The 19,180-nt window shown below is 48.1% G+C and carries 12 protein-coding genes; 9 read left to right on the top strand and 3 right to left on the bottom strand.

Features of this window, described 5'->3' with window-relative positions; all coding sequences use genetic code 11:
* Positions 1-8: 8 nt before the first annotated feature.
* The 3 genes from CSD97_RS09130 to CSD97_RS09115 all read right to left on the bottom strand — a co-directional run bounded on the left by CSD97_RS09130 (position 9) and on the right by CSD97_RS09115 (position 10,368).
* On the bottom strand, positions 9-4,052 hold the full coding sequence (locus CSD97_RS09130; protein ID WP_098032311.1) for a two-component regulator propeller domain-containing protein: 4,044 nt from the start codon (positions 4,050-4,052) through the stop codon (positions 9-11).
* Positions 4,053-4,222: 170 nt separating this feature from the next.
* A complete protein-coding gene (gene purL / locus CSD97_RS09125) occupies positions 4,223-7,927 on the bottom strand; it encodes a phosphoribosylformylglycinamidine synthase (RefSeq protein ID WP_005835720.1) in 3,705 nt (1,234 codons plus the stop codon).
* 188 nt (positions 7,928-8,115) lie between these two features.
* Positions 8,116-10,368, bottom strand: coding sequence for a family 20 glycosylhydrolase (locus tag CSD97_RS09115; RefSeq protein WP_005835722.1), 2,253 nt, complete (start codon positions 10,366-10,368; stop codon positions 8,116-8,118).
* Between the two features lie 140 nt (positions 10,369-10,508).
* On the opposite strand from CSD97_RS09115, the gene CSD97_RS09110 reads away from it, so the two are divergent.
* The 9 genes from CSD97_RS09110 to CSD97_RS09070 all read left to right on the top strand — a co-directional run bounded on the left by CSD97_RS09110 (position 10,509) and on the right by CSD97_RS09070 (position 19,118).
* Positions 10,509-11,162, top strand: a complete 654-nt coding sequence (locus tag CSD97_RS09110) for a LysE family transporter (protein WP_005826316.1) — start codon at positions 10,509-10,511, stop codon at positions 11,160-11,162.
* A 37-nt stretch (positions 11,163-11,199) separates the two neighbouring features.
* Positions 11,200-11,745: a DUF4924 family protein gene (locus CSD97_RS09105; protein WP_005826317.1), complete on the top strand. Its 546-nt coding sequence runs from the start codon at positions 11,200-11,202 to the stop codon at positions 11,743-11,745.
* Positions 11,746-11,805: 60 nt separating this feature from the next.
* Complete coding sequence (gene rfbD / locus CSD97_RS09100) at positions 11,806-12,660, top strand: dTDP-4-dehydrorhamnose reductase (protein WP_005826319.1); 855 nt, start codon at positions 11,806-11,808, stop codon at positions 12,658-12,660.
* A 21-nt stretch (positions 12,661-12,681) separates the two neighbouring features.
* Positions 12,682-14,256 (top strand): peptide chain release factor 3, encoded by a 1,575-nt coding sequence (locus CSD97_RS09095; RefSeq protein WP_005835727.1) that lies wholly within the window; start codon positions 12,682-12,684, stop codon positions 14,254-14,256.
* A 221-nt stretch (positions 14,257-14,477) separates the two neighbouring features.
* Positions 14,478-14,612, top strand: a complete 135-nt coding sequence (locus tag CSD97_RS19200; RefSeq protein ID WP_005826323.1) for a hypothetical protein — start codon at positions 14,478-14,480, stop codon at positions 14,610-14,612.
* 451 nt (positions 14,613-15,063) lie between these two features.
* Positions 15,064-15,555, top strand: coding sequence for an HU family DNA-binding protein (locus CSD97_RS09085; protein ID WP_005835731.1), 492 nt, complete (start codon positions 15,064-15,066; stop codon positions 15,553-15,555).
* A gap of 192 nt (positions 15,556-15,747) precedes the next feature.
* The gene (locus CSD97_RS09080) at positions 15,748-16,005 is read left to right on the top strand and encodes an OadG family transporter subunit (RefSeq protein WP_005835732.1); all 258 of its coding nucleotides are present in this window, start codon (positions 15,748-15,750) and stop codon (positions 16,003-16,005) included.
* A 39-nt stretch (positions 16,006-16,044) separates the two neighbouring features.
* Positions 16,045-17,883, top strand: coding sequence for a biotin/lipoyl-containing protein (locus CSD97_RS09075; protein WP_098032310.1), 1,839 nt, complete (start codon positions 16,045-16,047; stop codon positions 17,881-17,883).
* Complete coding sequence (locus CSD97_RS09070) at positions 17,883-19,118, top strand: sodium ion-translocating decarboxylase subunit beta (RefSeq protein ID WP_005826328.1); 1,236 nt, start codon at positions 17,883-17,885, stop codon at positions 19,116-19,118. Before CSD97_RS09075 ends, CSD97_RS09070 begins: the two co-directional genes overlap by 1 nt.
* Positions 19,119-19,180 lie beyond the last annotated feature (62 nt).

Genomic DNA, 19,180 nt, shown 5'->3' with positions numbered 1-19,180 from the left:
GTTGTAATTTACTTTATTTCTTCATCATCTTTCCCTTCTTTCCCTCTCTTGGCATACTGGCTTGGGCTCATATTGAAATGTTTCTTGAATACTTCACGGAAATATTTCGCATCACTGAAACCGGTCAGTTCTGAAATCTCGGTGATGGTATGCTTTTGTCCTTTCAGAAGTTGGGCGGCATGTTTCAGTCGAATCAGCCGGATGTAGTCAGCCGGAGCTTGGTCGGTCAGTGCCTTTATCTTATTGTAGAAGCTGGTCCTGCTCATATTCAGCAGGTTGCAGAGCACGTCGACGTTGAAGCTTGGGTTGTCCATATTGTCTTCGACGCTCTTTTTGACGGTTGCAATGAATTTCCAGTCCAAGTCGTTGGAGCAGTTGATGCAATCCGTATTGTTCTTCTCGTCGTTCAGGTCCAGGCTGGTATATTTGTGGCGCAACAGTGCCCGGTTAGTCAGCAGGTTGGCAATGTTTGCTCGCAATATACCGATATTGAAGGGTTTCACAATATATTCATCCGCTCCGCTTTGCAGTCCCTCGATGATATTCTTGTCGGTATTCAGTGCTGTGAGCAGGATGATGGGGATATGTGATGTCTCGATGTCGTTCTTCAGGATATGACACAATTCGTCTCCTCTCATTTCCGGCATCATAATGTCTGAAATGACGAGGTTGGGCATATACTCCTTGACAATGGTCAGTGCTTCTTTTCCATTGGAGCATACTTGTATGTTGTACTGTTCAGACAATGTTCTGCGCAGATATTCCCTTAGTTCGTCATTGTCCTCTACAATAAGAATTTTCTGGTGGCTACTGTTGTTTTGCGACTGTTGCTGCGTCTTGTCGTAGATGTCGCTGGAAGCAGGGGACGATGTGGCGGAGGCATTGATAGGCACTCCGGAAGCCGAATAAACAATACGTTCGTTTTGGGGCTGAGGGCGTTGGATTGCCTTGCGGAAATGCTTGTTCCCTTTGGGGAACGTGATTTTGATGCAAGAGCCTTTCCCTTCCATGCTGCTGAAGTTGAGCTTTCCTTTATGTAAGTGTACAAGTTTCCCTACCAGAAGTAGTCCGATGCCGCTGCCGGTAACTTTGGAATTGATAGCATTACTGCCACGGAAATGCATCTTGAACAGCTTTTTCTGTTCTGAAGCCGGAATTCCGATACCGGTATCTTTCACCTCAATACTCCAGGTATCTTCTGTCTCGGAAGTAAAGACATGTACATTGCCGCCGTCCGGTGTATATTTCAGTGCGTTGGATATGATATTTTTCAAAATGGAATCCATCTTGTCCTTATCTAACCATACGTTCAGATAACGGAAGCTGCTTTCGTAGGTCAGGTTGATGTGTTTTATGTTTGCGTATGAACGGAAAGCATCGATCGTCTCTTCCATATATGTGCTCAGTTCGTATTCGGATACGTATAGACTTCCGGAATAGGTGTCTGCGCGCTCGAAATTAATAAGGTTGGTGGTCAGGCGCAACAAGGCATTTACGTTTCGCAGGGCTGTATTGATGTTGCTCTGTCCGCTGGAAGTCAGTTGCTCGCGTTCGGTGATTTCTTCCAAGGGTGCTTTGATGAGCGTCAGTGGAGTACGTATATCATGCGCCGTATTGACGAAGAAGCGTATTTTCTCATCGGATTCTTTCCGCTGTTTTCTCAAGACTATTATTCGCAGAGTGATGCTTGCAATGGATATGATAATTACTGCATAGAGTATCAGCGCCCAGAAACTGAGCCAGAGGGGTTGCTCGATAATGATGTCCATACTGCGTTCCTCCAGGACAATACGACGGTCTTCGTTGGAGATGGCACGTACGCGGAGGGTATAGTTGCCCGGACTCAGGTTGGTAAAACGGATGACGTTTTCCTCTCCCGGACGGCTCCAACCCTCATAGAAGCCTTCCAGTTTCCAGGAGTACAGAATTAGGGAAGGATAGTCATAGTTGATGTCTGAGACCCGCAATGAGAAGATGTTCTGGTTGTACTTCAAACGCAAGGTTTTTGTCTCGTCAATATCCAGAATAAGTGGAGAACCTTCATCCTTGGGATAAACGGTCTGATAGAATACCCGCAGGTCATTGAATACCATTTTGAACTTATAGTCGCGAGGCAGGACCATGTCCTTGTCGAACTCTATGGCTCCATCCGTACTGCCGAAAATGAAATTGCCGTTTTTCCTCAAGGTGCCTGAGGCTGCGTTGAAATGGTCAGACTTCAGTCCTTGTTCTTTGGTCCAGTTATGGAATGTCTCTTCGGCAGGATAGAAGGTGGACAGACCGTGTTCTGTACTCAGGAAGATATTTCCTTTACCATCGGACAATAGTGTATAGATATTATTGGAAATCAAAGCGCAGTTGTCTCTATGATAATGTCTGAATGTGTTTTTGGTCGTATCATATACCAGTAAACCGGCATTGTTGGTACCGATATACAGCATTCCGTCGGAAGCTTGGTATAGAGAATAGATGTAATAGGATTCTACCGGCATCTGGATATAGCTATACTTACCGGTCACTTTTTCCAATAGGTACAAGCCGGTGGCAGTGCCTATCCACATATGTGTGGAGTCCTTCTCTATGATAGCGGTGATACCATTCAAGCCCGGGAAGTGCCGTATGTTTTTTCTGGAATAATCTATTTCTTTTAAGTTATAATACCCTCCGGACCAGATGTTTCCTGAAGAATCTTTCATAATGGAACGAATATACTTGTCTGGCCGGATATTCAGATTGCTGAATAAGGATGGGGTAAAGAAGTCTATGGACAGTTGCTTCTTGTTTATCTGGTAGATGCCGGAACTATACCCTCCGGCCCAGATGATGCCGGGCTCCACCTCGCATAGTGAGATGAAGGTGTGATTTTTGCTATGGCTTTCGAAGTCGAAGGTGCTGAGAAAAGAATGCCATTGTTTCGTCTTGCTGTAATAGAGGCTGATTCCGTTGTTCGTGGCAAACCATAAATCTCCGTCATGGTCCTCGATGATGGCGTTTACCTGGTCATTGATGAGTGATTGTTTATTGCCGATAGAGTGTTTTATCCATTGGTAATCGGCATATCGGTTGTTGCGTACAGTTATGCCGATGGGATAATTGGCCATCCAGATACGCTGCTCGCTGTCGATGTAAATGTCATTGATAGTATTTCCGTTCATTGAGTTGTACCGATTGTAGTCGGCAACGATATACGGTTCGGATGCATAGGTATCGGTATTCATCTTGTAGACACCGGCTCCGTCCGTTGCGATGAGAATCTCATTGTCATTGAAGGCACGGATACAGTTGATGCTGATGTCCATCAGTCCGGATGGTATATGCATGACCTTGTGCTTGTTTAGGTCATAGGAGAATATTCCCCGCTGGAAAGTACCGATAAAAACCTTGTGGGATGGTTTGTGATAGTATAGTTCGTTGATTTGTATCTTCAAGGTATCCAACTGGTTGCAGGGGCTGAGGGTGAGGATGTTGTTGGCCAGTTCAGCATAGTGTATACCGATGTCGGTTCCGATGAAGAAGTGGGTCGAATCAATCTGTGCGATATCCGTAATTCGTTCTCCTATTTCGTTTTGAATGAATGTTACCTTCTGGGTATTGCTGTCGTACAGATATAGGGCATCTTCATTGCAAAGCCATATTACGCTGTTGGCATCCACAAAACCGTAACTGATAGGGGTTGGACGTCCTTTCACTTCGCTTTCGGGTAGCTTGTATACCAGGACAAAGCGATCGTGTTTTGTATCATAGCGGAACACACGTCCTTTTTTGCCTATTTCCCATATGGTGCCTTTGGGATCAACATAGAGCCAATTCAGGTTCATCATGGAATTCACTTCTTCATTTCCATCCATCAATTTGTACGGCTTGAAGTCCTTTCCGTTGTATCGGTCGATGCCGTCGTGGGTAAGAAACCACATGTAACCTTTAGGTCCCTTTTGAATTGCATATACCCGTCTGTTGCTCAAACCGTCTTCCACACCGATGTATTTGTATGTTTGTGCAATGCCTATAATTGGCAATAATAGTAGTATGTAGAAAAAGAAGTACTTTTTCATAATTGTCGAACGGTTTTTTGAATGTTGTACTGAGGGAGAGTTGAAAATAAACACAAAAATAATGCTTTTGTTTGAGAAAAACAAAAAGAAAGCGAAGAATAGAAATGTAACAAGCGCGAGATTATTCATAACCCGCGCTTGTTACATTTCTATAAAAAAGGAAGTTCAGCTCATTTTTTATTGGCTTCCACCCACTTGCGTGCATTGACAAATGCTTCTACCCAAGGAGTGATTTGGTCGCTGTTTACGCGGTCTGCGGGGTAGCAACCGTTCTGCCAGGGGAAGATGGCACGTTCCAAGTGGGGCATCATGGCCAGATGACGTCCGTCGGCACTTGCCAATCCGGCTATGGAATAATCTGAGCCGTTGGGGTTGGAAGGATATTCGTCGTATGAGTATTTCAGCACGACGTTGTATTTGTCCTCGTCGTATGGCAAGGAGAATTTTCCTTCACCGTGAGCTACCCAGATACCCAGTTTGCTGCCACTCAGTGAGCCGAGCATTACGCTGCGGTTGGTGGGGACGGTAACACCGAGGAATCTGGATTCAAACTTGTGTGAGTCATTATGAAGCATCTTGCCGTTTTTCTTGTGCTCGGGATTGATAAGATTAAGTTCCATCATGAGCTGGCAGCCGTTGCAGACACCCAGTGAAAGCGTATCCTCGCGTGCATAATATTTGTCGAGCGCTTCTTTTGCTTTCGGATTGAAGAGGAAAGCACCTGCCCAACCCTTAGCAGAACCAAGAACGTCGGAGTTGGAGAAACCACCGCAGTAAACAATCATGTTTACATCTTCCAGCGTCTCGCGGCCGCTGATAAGGTCGGTCATTGTAACATCCTTCACATCGAAGCCTGCCAGATAGAGTGAGTAGGCCATTTCGCGTTCGCCGTTGGTTCCTTTTTCACGGATGATGGCGGCGCGTATACCTGACGGTGTACGGCGGTCCGGATTAATGCCGTATTGTGAGAACTTGCCTTTGAAGTCCGGCATGAAGGCGAATTCCACCGGTTGCATCTTGTAGTTTTCGAAACGCTTCTTGGCGCAGCCGTTCATGGACTGCTTACGGTCAAGGAGATAAGAAGTAGAGTACCATACATCACGCATATAGTCGATGCCAAACTGATAAGTAGCATCGCCTTTTGATACAAGAATATGGCGTTCGTCTGTCGGTTTGCCGAGCTTCACGTAACCTACGCCTGCATCTTCCAGTATTTGCTTTACAGCTTCCTTGTGCTTGTCGCTCACCTGGATAACGATACCCGGGTTCTCTGCAAACAGAATCTTGATAAGGTCTTGCTCCTTGATTTTATCCAGGTTGATTTCCATACCGCCTTCCACATTGGCAAAGCACATTTCAAGCAGTGTAGTGATAAGACCACCGGCGGAAATATCATGTCCGGCAAGAATCAGTCCCTTGTTGACCAGTTCCTGCACGGCAAGGAAAGCATCGCGGAAGTATTCGGCATCCTGCACGCTGGGAACTTCGTCACCTACCTTGCCCAGGGTCTGAGCAAAGGCGGAACCGCCGAGTTTCAGGTTGTCGAAACTGAAGTCTATATGATAAATGGTAGTCTTTTCATTGTTAACCAGCACCGGAGATACGACTTTCTTGACGTCGGAAACTTCTCCACCGGCAGAAACAATTACCGTGCCCGGAGAAATTACTTTGCTGCCGTCGGGGTATTTCTGTGTCATGGAAAGAGAGTCTTTACCGGTCGGTACATTGATTTGCAGGGAACAGCAGAAGTCACTCAAGGCCTTTACTGCCGTGTACAGACGGGCATCTTCACCTTCTTGCGAACGGCAAGGCCACATCCAGTTGGCAGAAAGGGAAACGCTGTCCAGACCTTCGGCAAGCGGTGCCCAAACCAAGTTGGTCAATGCTTCGCTGACGGAAAGAACGGAGCCGGCTGCAGGGTCGGCAAGTGCCGCCTGGGGAGCATGGCCCAGAGAGGTTGCGATACCCTTTTCGCCGCGATAGTCCAAAGCTACCACACCACAATCGCTCAGAGGCAACTGCAATTCACCCTGGCACTGTTGGCGAGCAATTTTGCCTGTTACAGAACGGTCCACCTTGTTTGTTAACCAGTCTTTACAAGCCACAGCTTCCAGTTGGAGCACATTGGTGAGGTATTCGTGTAGTTGGGAAACTTCGTATTGGGGCATTTCGTAGTGACGTTCCACGGTCTTGTCCACCATATAGGTCTTGGGGGAAGAGCCGAACATCTGTTCTACGGCGAGGTCGAACGGACGTACACCGTCAGCTTGCTGGAAGGCAAAGCGATGGTCGCCGGTCGTTTCACCGACTACGTACATCGGGGCACGCTCACGTTCGGCTACCTTGCGTACATGTTCGATGGCCTCTTCCTGAATCAGCAAGCCCATGCGTTCCTGGCTTTCGTTGGCAATGATTTCCTTGGCAGACAGAGTCGTGTCACCGATGGGCAACTTGCTCATGTCAATTAAACCGCCGCATTCCTCTACCAATTCGGACAGACAGTTTACATGTCCGGCAGAGCCGTGGTCGTGGATGGAAACCACCGGATTGGTCTCTTCCTCACAAAGTGCGCGTACCACGTTGTAGGCGCGTTTCTGCATTTCGGCGTTGGCGCGTTGTACAGCATTCAGCTCGATGCCACTGCTGTAGCGTCCGGTATCTACGGAAGATACGGAGCCGCCGCCCAAACCGATGCGATAATTGTCTCCACCGATGACAACCACTTTGTTGCCGGCTTCCGGTGTACCTTTCAAACAGTCACGCTGGGTACCGTAGCCTACGCCTCCGGCAAGCATAATCACTTTGTCGTAACCATAGACTTCATCTTTTTCCTTATGTTCGAAAGTGAGCACGGAACCGCAGATTAGCGGTTGGCCGAATTTGTTCCCGAAATCACTGGCACCATTGGAGGCTTTGATTAGTATTTGTTCGGGAGTTTGATACAGCCATTTGCGTACCGGCAGAATCTCTTCCCAGGGACGTCCTTCTTCCGTACGGGGGTAGGAGGTCATGTAAACGGCTGTTCCGGCAATCGGCCAAGAGCCCTTACCGCCGCCCATACGGTCGCGAATCTCACCGCCCGTACCGGTAGACGCACCGTTGAACGGTTCTACTGTTGTGGGAAAGTTATGTGTTTCCGCTTTCAGGGAGATGACACTCTTGATGTCTTTTACTTGGAAATAGTCGGGCTTGGAGTGGTCTGCCGGAGCAAACTGTTCGATAACCGGACCTTCGGCAAAGGCCACATTGTCTTTGTAGGCAGAGATAATCTTGTTGGGATTCTCTTGTGTGGTCTTCTTTATCATTTGGAAGAGTGAAGATTCCTGTTCCACTCCATCGATGATGAATGTTCCGCCGAAGATTTTGTGACGGCAGTGCTCGGAGTTGATTTGCGCGAAGCCGAATACTTCGGAGTCTGTCAGAGGGCGCCCGAGGTCTTTCTCTACCTTCTTGAGGTAATCCATTTCCTCTTTGGAAAGTGCCAGACCTTCCTTTTCATTGTATGCCTCCAGGTCTTCGATGTGTACAATCGGTTCCGGCTGCCGGTTGGTTGTAAATACATTCTGGTCCAGCCCCTTGTACATACGTTGCAGCATCGGGTCGTGGTCTGCGTTCTCATCTTTTACGGGGAAGTACTCTTCGATGCGTATGATGCCGTCCAGCCCCATATTCTGGGTGATTTCTACGGCGTTTGTACTCCAAGGAGTAATCATCTCACGGCGCGGGCCGACGAAATGTCCTTTCAGGTTGTCTTCACTTTCGGGGGTGGCTTCTCCAAAAAGCCAGCAGAGTTTGTCGCTGTCTGCCTGGGGGAGTTCATGATTACATTCTACGGCAATCACACTCTTGGATGGGGTTCTGAAAAAAAGAATCATAGTTATATTTACGATTTTACGATTTACGATTTTACGATTGAAGTTACTTCTTTGAGTATCTTCATCTTTTCTTCTTGGGGGCAAAGATACGTAAAATCGGTGGGGAGGAGAAAAAAAGGAAAACAAAAAACGCATGCAATTTTACTCGTATGCGTTTTTTGTTCTGTTTCATAAAAACCGGATGTGTGTTATTGTATGACGATTTCATCCGTAAATAAGAATTGCTTCTTCCCTTGTATGGCATGGAAGCGTACATATCGTGTCTCAGTGGGGGTGCCAATCCAGCCGAAATCACGGAATATCACGTCCTTTCCGGCCTCTTCCTCGCTGCAGATATCACTGCCCAGCAGGGTGAAGTTCTTGCCATCAACAGATGCCCATACTTCCACTTTGGCAGGGAGAAATACTTGTGGGGTACGGATTTGCATGAAGTTGGCCATGACCCGATGTATGGCGGTCACTTCGCCCAGGTCGATAATGGCATCCAAATCATTGGGGCAGAAGCCCTGCCATCGTCCGTCCATGTAGCTTTTGCCGCCGCGAAGTCCGTCGAGGAGACCGGCGTCACCGCCGCCTTTGTATACTTCTTTATGCTGATAGTATCTGCCGCCCGGTGCATAGGTTATCTTTTTGCCTATGCCCTTATGGTAGTCGGTGCGCAGGTGAAGGCTTTTTCCGATAGGCTTTTCTCCGTCGAAAAGGCGTGCGGTCAGCAATATGGAGTCTTTTACGGCAAACGGTTTCTTGTATAACTTGGAAGATACAGTCGGTTCGGAGCCGTCCGTTGTGTAGCGGATGTCAATCGGATGTTTTTCGGAGGTGAGGGACAGCATGATTTTTTTCTTGGCATAGTCAACGGTCTGGCTGGTCTGCACTTGTTCCGACAAGGTGAACGGGTTGTACCCTTTCGTCCGGATGTATCGTATTTCGTTGTTGATACGTCTCTTGAAACTCTCCGGATGCTTGTTCTCCATGGGAGTCCAGCCTACTTCTGCCAGAGCGATGATGCGTGGGTATATCATATATTCGGCATGTTCGTAAGTGGGCAGATATTCAGCCCATACATTGCCTTGCACGCCTAATATGTATTTGCAGATATCACTTCCCAATGAATCGGGAGCCGGGTCGTAGGAGTAGGTCTGTCCGATGGGGATGCAGGCGCCAAACGCCAGCGGCTGTGTCTCAGGGTCATCCTGGTAGTGGTCCAGATAGCAGTGGCTCTCCGGTGTCATGATGGCGTAATGCCCCATGCGGGCGGCGGCAATGCCACCCTCCGTACCCCGCCACGACATGACGGTTGCGTTGGGGGCCAGGCCTCCATCCAGTATCTCGTCCCAGCCGATGATTTCACGCCCTTTGTCGTTGAGGTACTTCTCTATGCGGACTATCATATAGCTTTGCAGCTCACTTTCATCTTTGAGCCCTTCTTCCTTCATGCGCTTCTGGCATTTGGGGCATGCCTTCCAGTGGCGTCTGCTGGCTTCATCACCTCCAATATGGATATACCGGGAAGGGAACAGCCGTATCACTTCATCCAGCACATCTTCGAAGAACTTGAAGGTCTCTTCGTTTCCGATACAGACTTCGCCGGATGTATAAGGCTTGCCGGTACAGGACAGCTGTGGATAGGCTGCCAGTACTTCTCCCGAGTGTCCCGGCATTTCTATTTCGGGGATAACGGTGACATGCCTCAAGCGGGCATATTCCAGAACCTCACGTACATCCGCTTCCGTATAGTAGCCTCCATAGGCTCCTTCTTCATCCTTCTCGCAGAAGTGATGGTCATATTTCCCCCAATCCTGCAGATTGGCGGCTTTTCTCCAGGCTGCGAATTCTGTCAGGCGGGGATAGCCCGGAATCTCCAGCCGCCATCCGGCACCGTCGGTCAGATGCCAATGCAGGCGGTTGATTTTGTAGGTGGCTACCAGGTCTATTTGTTTCTTGACATAGTCCGTGTTAAAGAAGTGTCTTGAAACATCCAGGTGCAGCCCACGATAGGGGAATCTGGGTTCGTCCTTGATGGTCGTGACTGGCAGTTTCTTCCCGTTACGGGCAAGTTGTGCCAGGGTTTGCAGTCCATAGAAGGCACCTGCAGCGGAGGAGGCCTGAATGTTTACACCTTGTTTGCTGACTGTCAGGTTGTAGCCTTCGGCAGCGATTGGATTATCCGTTGCGTCCGTTATTTCTATCGTTACAAAAGGGTTCTTGTCGACAAGCTTCATGGGGATGGCAAAGTCCGGCAGATAGGCCAGCAGGTCATTCATGTCGGATTTCGCCAGATTGGTCGAGAAGGTTACCGTAGATGGCAGTTCTACTGTTTTTGACGTTGTTTGGGCATACTGCGGATATGGAACCACACCGAGTTCCTTGGGGGCTTCGCATGCCGTCAGTAGTAAGACGGCCATGGAAACGAGTGTTAGAGTTTTTTTTATTCGTTTCATAAGGGGGTATTGTTAAGTTCGGAGGTAAATATACGGAATAATATGTAAAATGGATAATCTTTACTTCTTAAAATCCTTTTCCGTCGAAAAAACGTTAACACTATTCGTTCGTCTCATAAAAAAGTCCGATATTTGCAGCCATGATTCAGATAGAGACCATATTTGACATATTGTGGAAGGGGTTCATTATCGGCGTCATTGTGTCCGCGCCATTGGGTCCTGTAGGAGTATTGTGTATTCAGCGTACTTTGAATAAAGGACGGTGGTATGGTTTCGTAACGGGGATAGGAGCTTCGCTAAGCGATATTGCATATGCTTTGCTGACGGGCTACGGGATGAGTTTCGTTTTTGATTATGTCAACAAGAACATCTTTTACCTGCAACTTTTCGGAAGCATTCTTCTGTTGGCGTTTGGCGTTTATACGTTCCGCAGCAATCCGGTACAGTCCATCCGTCCGGTATCCATCAACAAGGGTTCCTATTTTCATAACTTCATAACGGCGTTTGCCGTCACGCTTTCCAATCCTCTGATTATATTCCTTTTTGTAGGCCTTTTCGCCCGCTTCGCTTTTGTAAGTGAGGGAGTGCTGGTATTCGAGGCCGTTACCGGATACTTGGCCATCGCATTGGGCGCTTTGGCATGGTGGTTTGGCATTACCTTTTTTGTCAATAAAGTCCGTACACAATTCAACTTGCGTGGCATCTGGATGCTGAACCGTATTATCGGGAGCATTGTCATTGTGGTGTCTGTGGTGGGATTGGTGTTTACGCTGATGGGTGAATCGCTGTATTGAGTGGGAAGGTGAAAAATCATAATTCATACATTTTATCGTGAAGATTGCGCAACAACTGAAAGAAAAGAATATAGCCGAATACCTTATATATATGTGGCAGGTGGAGGATTTGCTCCGTGCCAACGGCTGTGACATAGACCGGATACGCCAGAACATCATTTTGCGCTATCCGGAGGAGGAACGGCCTGCGTTGGAAGAATGGTATGGAAATCTGGCAGATATGATGCGTGCGGAAGGCGTAACGGAAAAAGGACATCTGCAAATCAACCGGAATGTCATTCTGAACCTGACGGAGCTGCATGGCGAATTACTGGCTTCTACGAAATATCCGTTCTATAATGCGGCTTATTTCAAGGCACTGCCTTTTATCGTGGAGCTGCGCCAGAAGAGCGGCCGGAAAGAGGAGCCTGAGGTAGACACTTGTTTCGAGGCGCTTTATGGAGTGCTGCTGTTGCGCTTGCAGAAGAAGGAAATCAGTCAGGGCACGGCAAAGGCTATGGAGGCCATCAGCGGTTTCGTCTCGTTGCTTGCCAACTATTATGACAAGGAGAAGCGGGGAGAATTGGAGTTGATGGATAATTGATAATTATGGAGGAAAATATTGTTCATCGTAACATTCTATATATAAGTGTAACTTTATTAAATGAATATTCTGATAACCGGTGCCAACGGTCAACTTGGCAATGAAATGCGAGTGTTGTCGAAAGAAAACGGACAACATGCTTATTTTTTCACTGACGTGCAGGAATTGGACATTTGCGACGAACAAGCTGTGCACGGGTTTGTGAAGGACAACCGGATAGATGTAATCGTGAATTGCGCCGCTTATACGGCTGTAGACAAGGCGGAAGACAATCAGGAGCTTTGCGACAAGCTGAACCATGTCGCTCCGGGCTATCTGGCTGCCGCTGCCGAAGCTTGCGGTGCTGCATTGATACAAGTGTCTACCGACTATGTTTTTGACGGAACCGGACACACCCCCTATACGGAAGAGGCGGCTACTTGTCCCAATTCAGTATATGGTTTTACCAAACTGGCGGGTGAGCAGGCGGTGATGAAGTATTGCAGCCGTGCCATGATCATCCGTACGGCGTGGCTCTATTCCATTTATGGAAATAATTTTGTGAAGACGATGCTCCGTTTGGGACGCGAGCGCGAGACGCTGGGAGTTGTATTCGACCAGATAGGTACGCCGACATACGCCAATGATTTGGCACGCGCCATCTTTGCGGCTATCAGCCAGGGAATCGTGCCCGGCATCTATCACTTCAGCAACGAGGGAGTCTGCTCGTGGTATGATTTTACGTTGGCTATCCATCGTCTGGCAGGTATCAAGAGCTGCAAGGTAAGTCCGCTGCATACGGACGAATTCCCTGCCAAGGCACCGCGTCCGCATTATTCTGTGTTGGACAAGACAAAGATAAAGAAGACATTCGGCATCGATATACCCCATTGGGAGGCGAGCCTTGCCGTCTGCATGAAGAATTTGGAAGAGTGATTATTACTGACTAATTGATATATGGCCAATAACAACGAAATAGAGAGACGGAGAACGTTTGCGATTATTGCGCATCCGGATGCCGGTAAGACATCATTGACCGAGAAGCTGTTGCTTTTTGGTGGACAAATCCAGGTGGCGGGTGCCGTAAAGAGCAATAAGATAAAGAAGACGGCAACGTCGGACTGGATGGATATTGAAAAACAGCGTGGTATTTCCGTTACCACTTCTGTAATGGAGTTCGACTACCATGACTACAAGGTCAACATCCTTGATACTCCGGGTCACCAGGACTTTGCTGAAGATACCTACCGCACGCTGACGGCTGTGGACAGTGTTATCATCGTGGTGGACGGTGCGAAAGGTGTGGAAACGCAGACACGCAAGCTGATGGAGGTCTGCCGTATGCGTAATACGCCGGTGATTATCTTCATCAACAAGATGGACCGTGAAGCCAAAGACCCGTTCGACCTGTTGGACGAGCTGGAGGAGGAACTGCACATCCACGTGCGTCCCTTGACGTGGCCTATCGAGAGCGGTGTCCGTTTCAAGGGTGTCTACAATATCTACGAGCATAACCTCAACCTCTACCAGCCCAGCAAGCAGGTAGTGACGGAGAAGGTGGAAGTGGACATCCATACCGAGGAATTGGACAACCGGATTGGTGCCCAGCTGGCCGATAAGCTGCGTGGCGAACTGGAACTGATAGACGGTGTTTATCCCGAATTCGATAAGGAGGAATATCTGAAGGGTGAGCTGGCTCCTGTGTTCTTCGGTTCGGCACTGAATAATTTCGGTGTGCAGGAACTGCTGGATTGCTTTGTGGAGATTGCTCCCAGTCCCCGTTCCGTGAAGGCGGAAGAACGTGAGGTGGAGCCGGAAGAACCTAAATTTACCGGATTCATCTTCAAGATAACCGCCAATATCGACCCGAATCACCGTTCATGTATCGCTTTCTGCAAAATCTGCTCCGGGAAGTTTGTACGCAATGCCCCGTACTTGCATGTACGTCATGGCAAGACGATGCGTTTCTCGTCGCCTACGCAGTTCATGGCGCAGCGCAAGACAACTGTCGATGAGGCTTGGGCGGGAGATATTATCGGCCTGCCGGATAACGGTACGTTTAAGATTGGCGATACGCTGACCGAAGGCGAGGCGCTTCACTTCAAGGGGCTTCCGAGTTTCTCTCCGGAGATGTTCAAGTACATTGAGAATGCCGACCCGATGAAGCAGAAACAGCTTGCCAAGGGTATCGACCAGTTGATGGACGAAGGTGTGGCGCAGTTGTTCGTCAACCAGTTCAACGGGCGTAAGATTATCGGTACGGTGGGGCAGTTGCAGTTCGAGGTCATCCAGTATCGTCTGGAGAACGAATACAGTGCGAAGTGCCGTTGGGAGCCGCTCAGTCTGTATAAAGCCTGCTGGATTGAGAGCGATGATGCGGCTGAACTGGAAGCCTTCAAGAAGCGCAAATACCAGTACATGGCGAAAGACCGCGAGGGTAGGGATGTGTTCCTGGCGGACAGCGGATATGTGTTGCAGATGGCGCAGATGGACTTCAAGCATATCAAGTTCCACTTTACGAGCGAGTTCTAAGCTATACGATTTTTGCTGACTCACGGCTATAAATGATGCAAGTCGAAGAAAAAGAGGAGGTACAAAGTAATGAAAAACTTTGTACCTCTTTATTTATTGTGGGAAGAAAGTGTTACCTTTGTTTCTGCAACGATTAATATGCATTGATTATGAAAACTGTTGAAGTAAGCTCGTTCCTTACCGATTTTACACCTTACTTATTATAAACACAAAATTTCAAGATGAAACATACCTTCCTTTTTCTCCTGCTGATTCTCCTTCTGGGGCTGACAGCCTGCTCGAAACCTGCCGATAGAACTTTGGTGTATAGTGTGGTGAAAACCTATCAGGATTTGTATAATGCGGTAACAAAGTAAAATCAGCCAAACACGTAGAGAGGCACATTCTCTCTATGTGTTTATTCTTTCTTTTCACTGGCATAAACTCATAAATGATGTCATATTGCAAAGAATAACTTATAACAATTACCTTGTAGAGATAGGAAGATACAGGTGGCTTCATTATCAGGGGTTTGCGTGTGTCGCTTGTAGAGATTATCACCTTATTCCTCTTATTTAAGCTTTATTTCCCCCCTTCTTCTTGTAGAGATATGGTTTTTGTAATCCTTTGTTTTTGAGTGATTTGTGAAAATCGGTTGTAGATGCCATTTTCTTGTTTTCCCTTGTTTCCCACCCTAACTTTGCAACATCGAATTTGAGAAAAGCAGACGGCTGAATCGTTGAGGCCTCACGATGAAAACTTCTGCTTCTCGGGTGAGACAAGAGAAACAGAATATACCTATTATTAATCATTTAAAACATTACGATTATGGCATTTTTTAAAAGAGTTCAAAAAAAAGTAAACGATTTGTGGTATCCTCAATCAGTAACCTGGGGCAAGGCGGTTACTACCCGTGAAGTGGCAGATGAACTGTCTTTCATTTCTACCGTGACCCGTGGTGACACGTATGCGGTGATGGAGAACTTGGGGCGTGTATTGAGCAATTTCATGGGGCAGGGACGTACTGTGAAGATAGACGGTATAGGCACTTTCTACTATACTGCTACCTCTACCAAAAGAGGGGTGCCGACGGCTGAGGAGGTAAGCGCTTCGCTGATAAACGGAGTACGTGTCCGTTTCCTGCCCGAAGTGGAGCGTAATAGTGGCAATCAGGTGACTACCCGCAGCATGGTGAATACAAAGATTGTTTGGAAAGAGTGGGGTAAGACTTCTACCTCCACCGGTACTACTCCCGGCGACAATACCGGTGGAACCCCCGGCGGCAACGACGGCGACCAGGGTGAGAATCCGTTGGGCTGATTCTCCTTCCTTGAAAGCAATTGATGACTGACACCGTTTTATGCTAAAAGTTTCCTGTACCGCCTCATTGGTTGTGCGGGAAGCTTTACTTTTTAGCATCTTTTATCATTCTTCTCTGCCTTTCTTTAATGGATTATCGCTAATTTCGAGCGATTTTTCGTAAATTCGGCTGAATAACTAATAATTTATAATATGGAAAACTTGAATACAGCACTTTTGCTGATGGTGGTAGGTATGGCAACAGTCTTCGCTATCCTGCTGATTGTTATTAACTTAGGAAAATCTCTTATTGCATTGGTGAATAAATATGCGCCCGAAGAGGTGACACCGGCTAAAGCTGCGGCAAATGGTCCCGCACCTGTCCCCGGTAATATTCTGGCAGCTATCAGTGCAGCCGTAACAGTAGTGACACAAGGTAAGGGTAAAGTTGCTAAGGTAGAAAAAATCTGAAATAATAATCTTATATAAAAACACACCGAATAATTTAGTATGAAAAAGGAAATTAAGTTCAGTTTGGTATTCAGGGACATGTGGCAGAGTGCCGGAAAATATGTACCCCGTGTTGACCAACTGGTGAAAGTAGCTCCCGCCATCATTGAGATGGGTTGTTTTGCGCGCGTGGAAACCAATGGTGGAGGTTTTGAACAAGTAAATCTGCTGTTTGGGGAGAATCCGAATAAAGCCGTGCGCGAGTGGACGAAGCCGTTCCATGAAGCCGGTATCCAGACCCACATGTTGGACCGTGCCCTGAATGGCCTCCGCATGAGTCCCGTGCCCGCCGATGTGCGCAAGCTGTTCTATAAGGTGAAGAAAGCGCAAGGTACGGACATCACGCGTACTTTCTGCGGTCTGAACGATACCCGCAATATCATTCCTTCTATTGGCTATGCACACGATGCCGGAATGATTTCCCAATGCTCGCTCTGCATCACCCATTCACCCATCCATACCGTAGAATACTACACGGAGATGGCACTGAAGCTTATCAAGGCAGGTGCCGACGAAATCTGCATCAAGGATATGGCAGGTATCGGACGTCCGGTTTCTTTGGGCAAGATTGTGGCCAATATCAAGGCGGCGCATCCCGATATTCCTATCCAGTATCATAGTCATGCGGGTCCCGGTTTCAATATGGCAAGTATTCTTGAAGTGTGCGAAGCGGGTTGCGACTATATCGACGTAGGCATGGAGCCGCTTTCCTGGGGTACGGGACATGCCGACTTGCTCAGTGTGCAGGCCATGCTGAAGGATGCAGGCTTCCAGGTGCCCGAAGTCAATATGGAGGCATATATGAGGGTACGCGCACTCATCCAGGAGTTTATGGACGACTTCCTTGGCTTGTACATCAGCCCGCGCAACCGCCTGATGAACTCCCTGCTGATTGGTCCCGGACTGCCGGGTGGCATGATGGGCAGTCTGATGGCAGACTTGGAATCCAATCTGGAGTCCATCAACAAATACAAGGCAAAACGCAACCTGCCCTTCATGAAGCAGGATGAACTGCTCATCAAGTTGTTCAACGAAGTGGCATATGTTTGGCCGCGCGTGGGTTATCCCCCGTTGGTGACTCCGTTCAGCCAGTACGTCAAGAACCTTTCCATGATGAACGTCATTGCTATGGAGAAAGGCAAGGAACGCTGGGGTATGATTGCCGATGACATTTGGGATATGCTGTTGGGCAAGGCAGGTAAGCTGCCGGGTCAGCTGGCTCCCGAAATCATAGAGAAGGCCGAACGCGAAGGACGCAAGTTCTTCACCGGCAATCCGCAGGACAACTATCCCGATGCTCTGGACAAGTACCGCAAGCTGATGAAGGAGAACAAGTGGGAACTGGGCGAGGACGACGAAGAGCTCTTCGAATACGCCATGCACCCGGCTCAATACGAGGCTTACAAGAGTGGCAAGGCCAAGCAGGACTTCCTGGAGGATGTGGAGAAACGCCGTGCCGAACGTGACAAGTCTCCGCTGGACGATGCCAAACCCAAGACGCTCACTGTGCAGGTGGACGGTCAGGCTTACCGCGTGACGGTGGCATACGGTGACATCGACCTGCCCGCTTCGGCCACCGAAAAGGTGACAGCTCCCCCCGTAGGCGAAGGTCAGGACGTTCCGGCTCCGCTCGAAGGCAAGTTCTTCCTGACAAAGAATGCGCAGGAAACCCCGTTGAAAGTGGGTGACAAGGTGAAGAGTGGCGACCTCCTCTGCTATATCGAAGCTATGAAGACATACAATGCCATCCGCGCAGACTTTGATGGAACGGTTGTTGCCATCTGTGTCAATCCGGGTGACTCTGTTTCTGAAGATGATGTATTAATGAAGATAGGATAATGGAAGATATATTTGCAAAACTCTATGATATGACGGCCTTCAGTAACATCATTGCTGATCCGTCGTTCCTCGTGATGTATGCCATCGCTTTCATCCTGCTTTATTTAGGTATCAAGAAACACTATGAACCATTGTTGTTGGTACCCATCGCTTTCGGTGTGCTCATTGCCAACTTTCCCGGCGGCGAGATGGGGGTGATTCAGGCAGATGAAAACGGAATGGTCATGGTAGGCGGGGTGATGAAGAATATTTGGGAGATGCCGTTGCACGAGATTGCGCACGACCTCGGACTGATGAACTTCATTTATTATATGCTGATTAAGACCGGCTTTCTGCCGCCTGTTATCTTTATGGGTGTGGGTGCGCTGACAGACTTCGGTCCGATGCTCCGTAACTTGCGTCTCTCCATATTCGGTGCGGCTGCGCAGTTAGGTATTTTCACCGTACTGCTTTGTGCTGTGATGATAGGGTTCACTCCGCAGGAAGCAGGTGCGTTGGGCATTATCGGTGGTGCCGATGGTCCTACGGCTATCTTTACTACCATCAAGTTGGCTCCCCATCTGTTGGGACCGATTGCCATTGCTGCTTATTCTTATATGGCGCTGGTACCGGTCATCATTCCGATGGTGGTGAAGCTGTTCTGTACCAAGAAGGAATTGATGATTAACATGAAGGAGCAGGAGAAGCTGTATCCTTCGAAAACCGAGATTAAGAATCTGCGTGTATTGAAGATTATCTTCCCGATTGCAGTGACTACGATTGTTGCTTTATTTGTGCCCACAGCAGTACCTTTGATTGGTATGTTGATGTTCGGTAACTTGATTAAGGAAATCGGTTCGGATACAAGCCGCTTGTTTGATGCTGCTGCTAATAGTATCATGAATGCAGCTACCATCTTCTTAGGATTGAGCGTTGGCGCCACGATGACCAGTGAGGCATTCCTGAATTGGACGACTATCGGTATTGTGATTGGTGGTTTCTTGGCATTTGCATTGTCCATTACGGGAGGTATTTTCTTTGTGAAGCTGTTCAACCTATTCAGCAAGAAGAAGATCAATCCGCTGATTGGTGCTACCGGCCTGAGTGCCGTACCCATGGCAAGCCGTGTCTGCAATGAAATAGCAACGAAGTATGACCCGAAAAACCATGTGCTGAATTACTGTATGTCCAGTAATATCTCCGGCGTAATCGGCTCGGCTGTTGCGGCGGGTGTGCTGATTTCATTCCTGGGATAAACGGTCAGTAGGAAAAATATAAAGAAACTCTGGTATGGCTTTGTAAAGCTATGCCGGAGTTT

Source organism: Bacteroides sp. AR29 (assembly GCF_900217715.1).
In the GTDB taxonomy this organism is placed as follows: domain Bacteria; phylum Bacteroidota; class Bacteroidia; order Bacteroidales; family Bacteroidaceae; genus Bacteroides; species Bacteroides uniformis.
The sequence above is the reverse complement of the archived record's forward strand: the minus strand, read 5'-3'. Positions and strand labels throughout refer to the sequence as shown.

Excerpts from the sequence above, each read along its gene's own strand:
- CSD97_RS09115 (WP_005835722.1), bottom strand. The coding sequence starts at position 10,368 with ATGAAACGAATAAAAAAAACTCTAACACTCGTTTCCATGGCCGTCTTA.
- CSD97_RS09130 (WP_098032311.1), bottom strand. The coding sequence starts at position 4,052 with ATGAAAAAGTACTTCTTTTTCTACATACTACTATTATTGCCAATTATA.
- CSD97_RS09110 (WP_005826316.1), top strand. The coding sequence starts at position 10,509 with ATGATTCAGATAGAGACCATATTTGACATATTGTGGAAGGGGTTCATT.
- purL (WP_005835720.1), bottom strand. The coding sequence starts at position 7,927 with ATGATTCTTTTTTTCAGAACCCCATCCAAGAGTGTGATTGCCGTAGAA.
- rfbD (WP_005826319.1), top strand. The coding sequence starts at position 11,806 with ATGAATATTCTGATAACCGGTGCCAACGGTCAACTTGGCAATGAAATG.
- CSD97_RS09095 (WP_005835727.1), top strand. The coding sequence starts at position 12,682 with ATGGCCAATAACAACGAAATAGAGAGACGGAGAACGTTTGCGATTATT.
- CSD97_RS09075 (WP_098032310.1), top strand. The coding sequence starts at position 16,045 with ATGAAAAAGGAAATTAAGTTCAGTTTGGTATTCAGGGACATGTGGCAG.
- CSD97_RS09070 (WP_005826328.1), top strand. The coding sequence starts at position 17,883 with ATGGAAGATATATTTGCAAAACTCTATGATATGACGGCCTTCAGTAAC.
- CSD97_RS19200 (WP_005826323.1), top strand. The coding sequence starts at position 14,478 with ATGAAACATACCTTCCTTTTTCTCCTGCTGATTCTCCTTCTGGGGCTG.
- CSD97_RS09080 (WP_005835732.1), top strand. The coding sequence starts at position 15,748 with ATGGAAAACTTGAATACAGCACTTTTGCTGATGGTGGTAGGTATGGCA.
- CSD97_RS09085 (WP_005835731.1), top strand. The coding sequence starts at position 15,064 with ATGGCATTTTTTAAAAGAGTTCAAAAAAAAGTAAACGATTTGTGGTAT.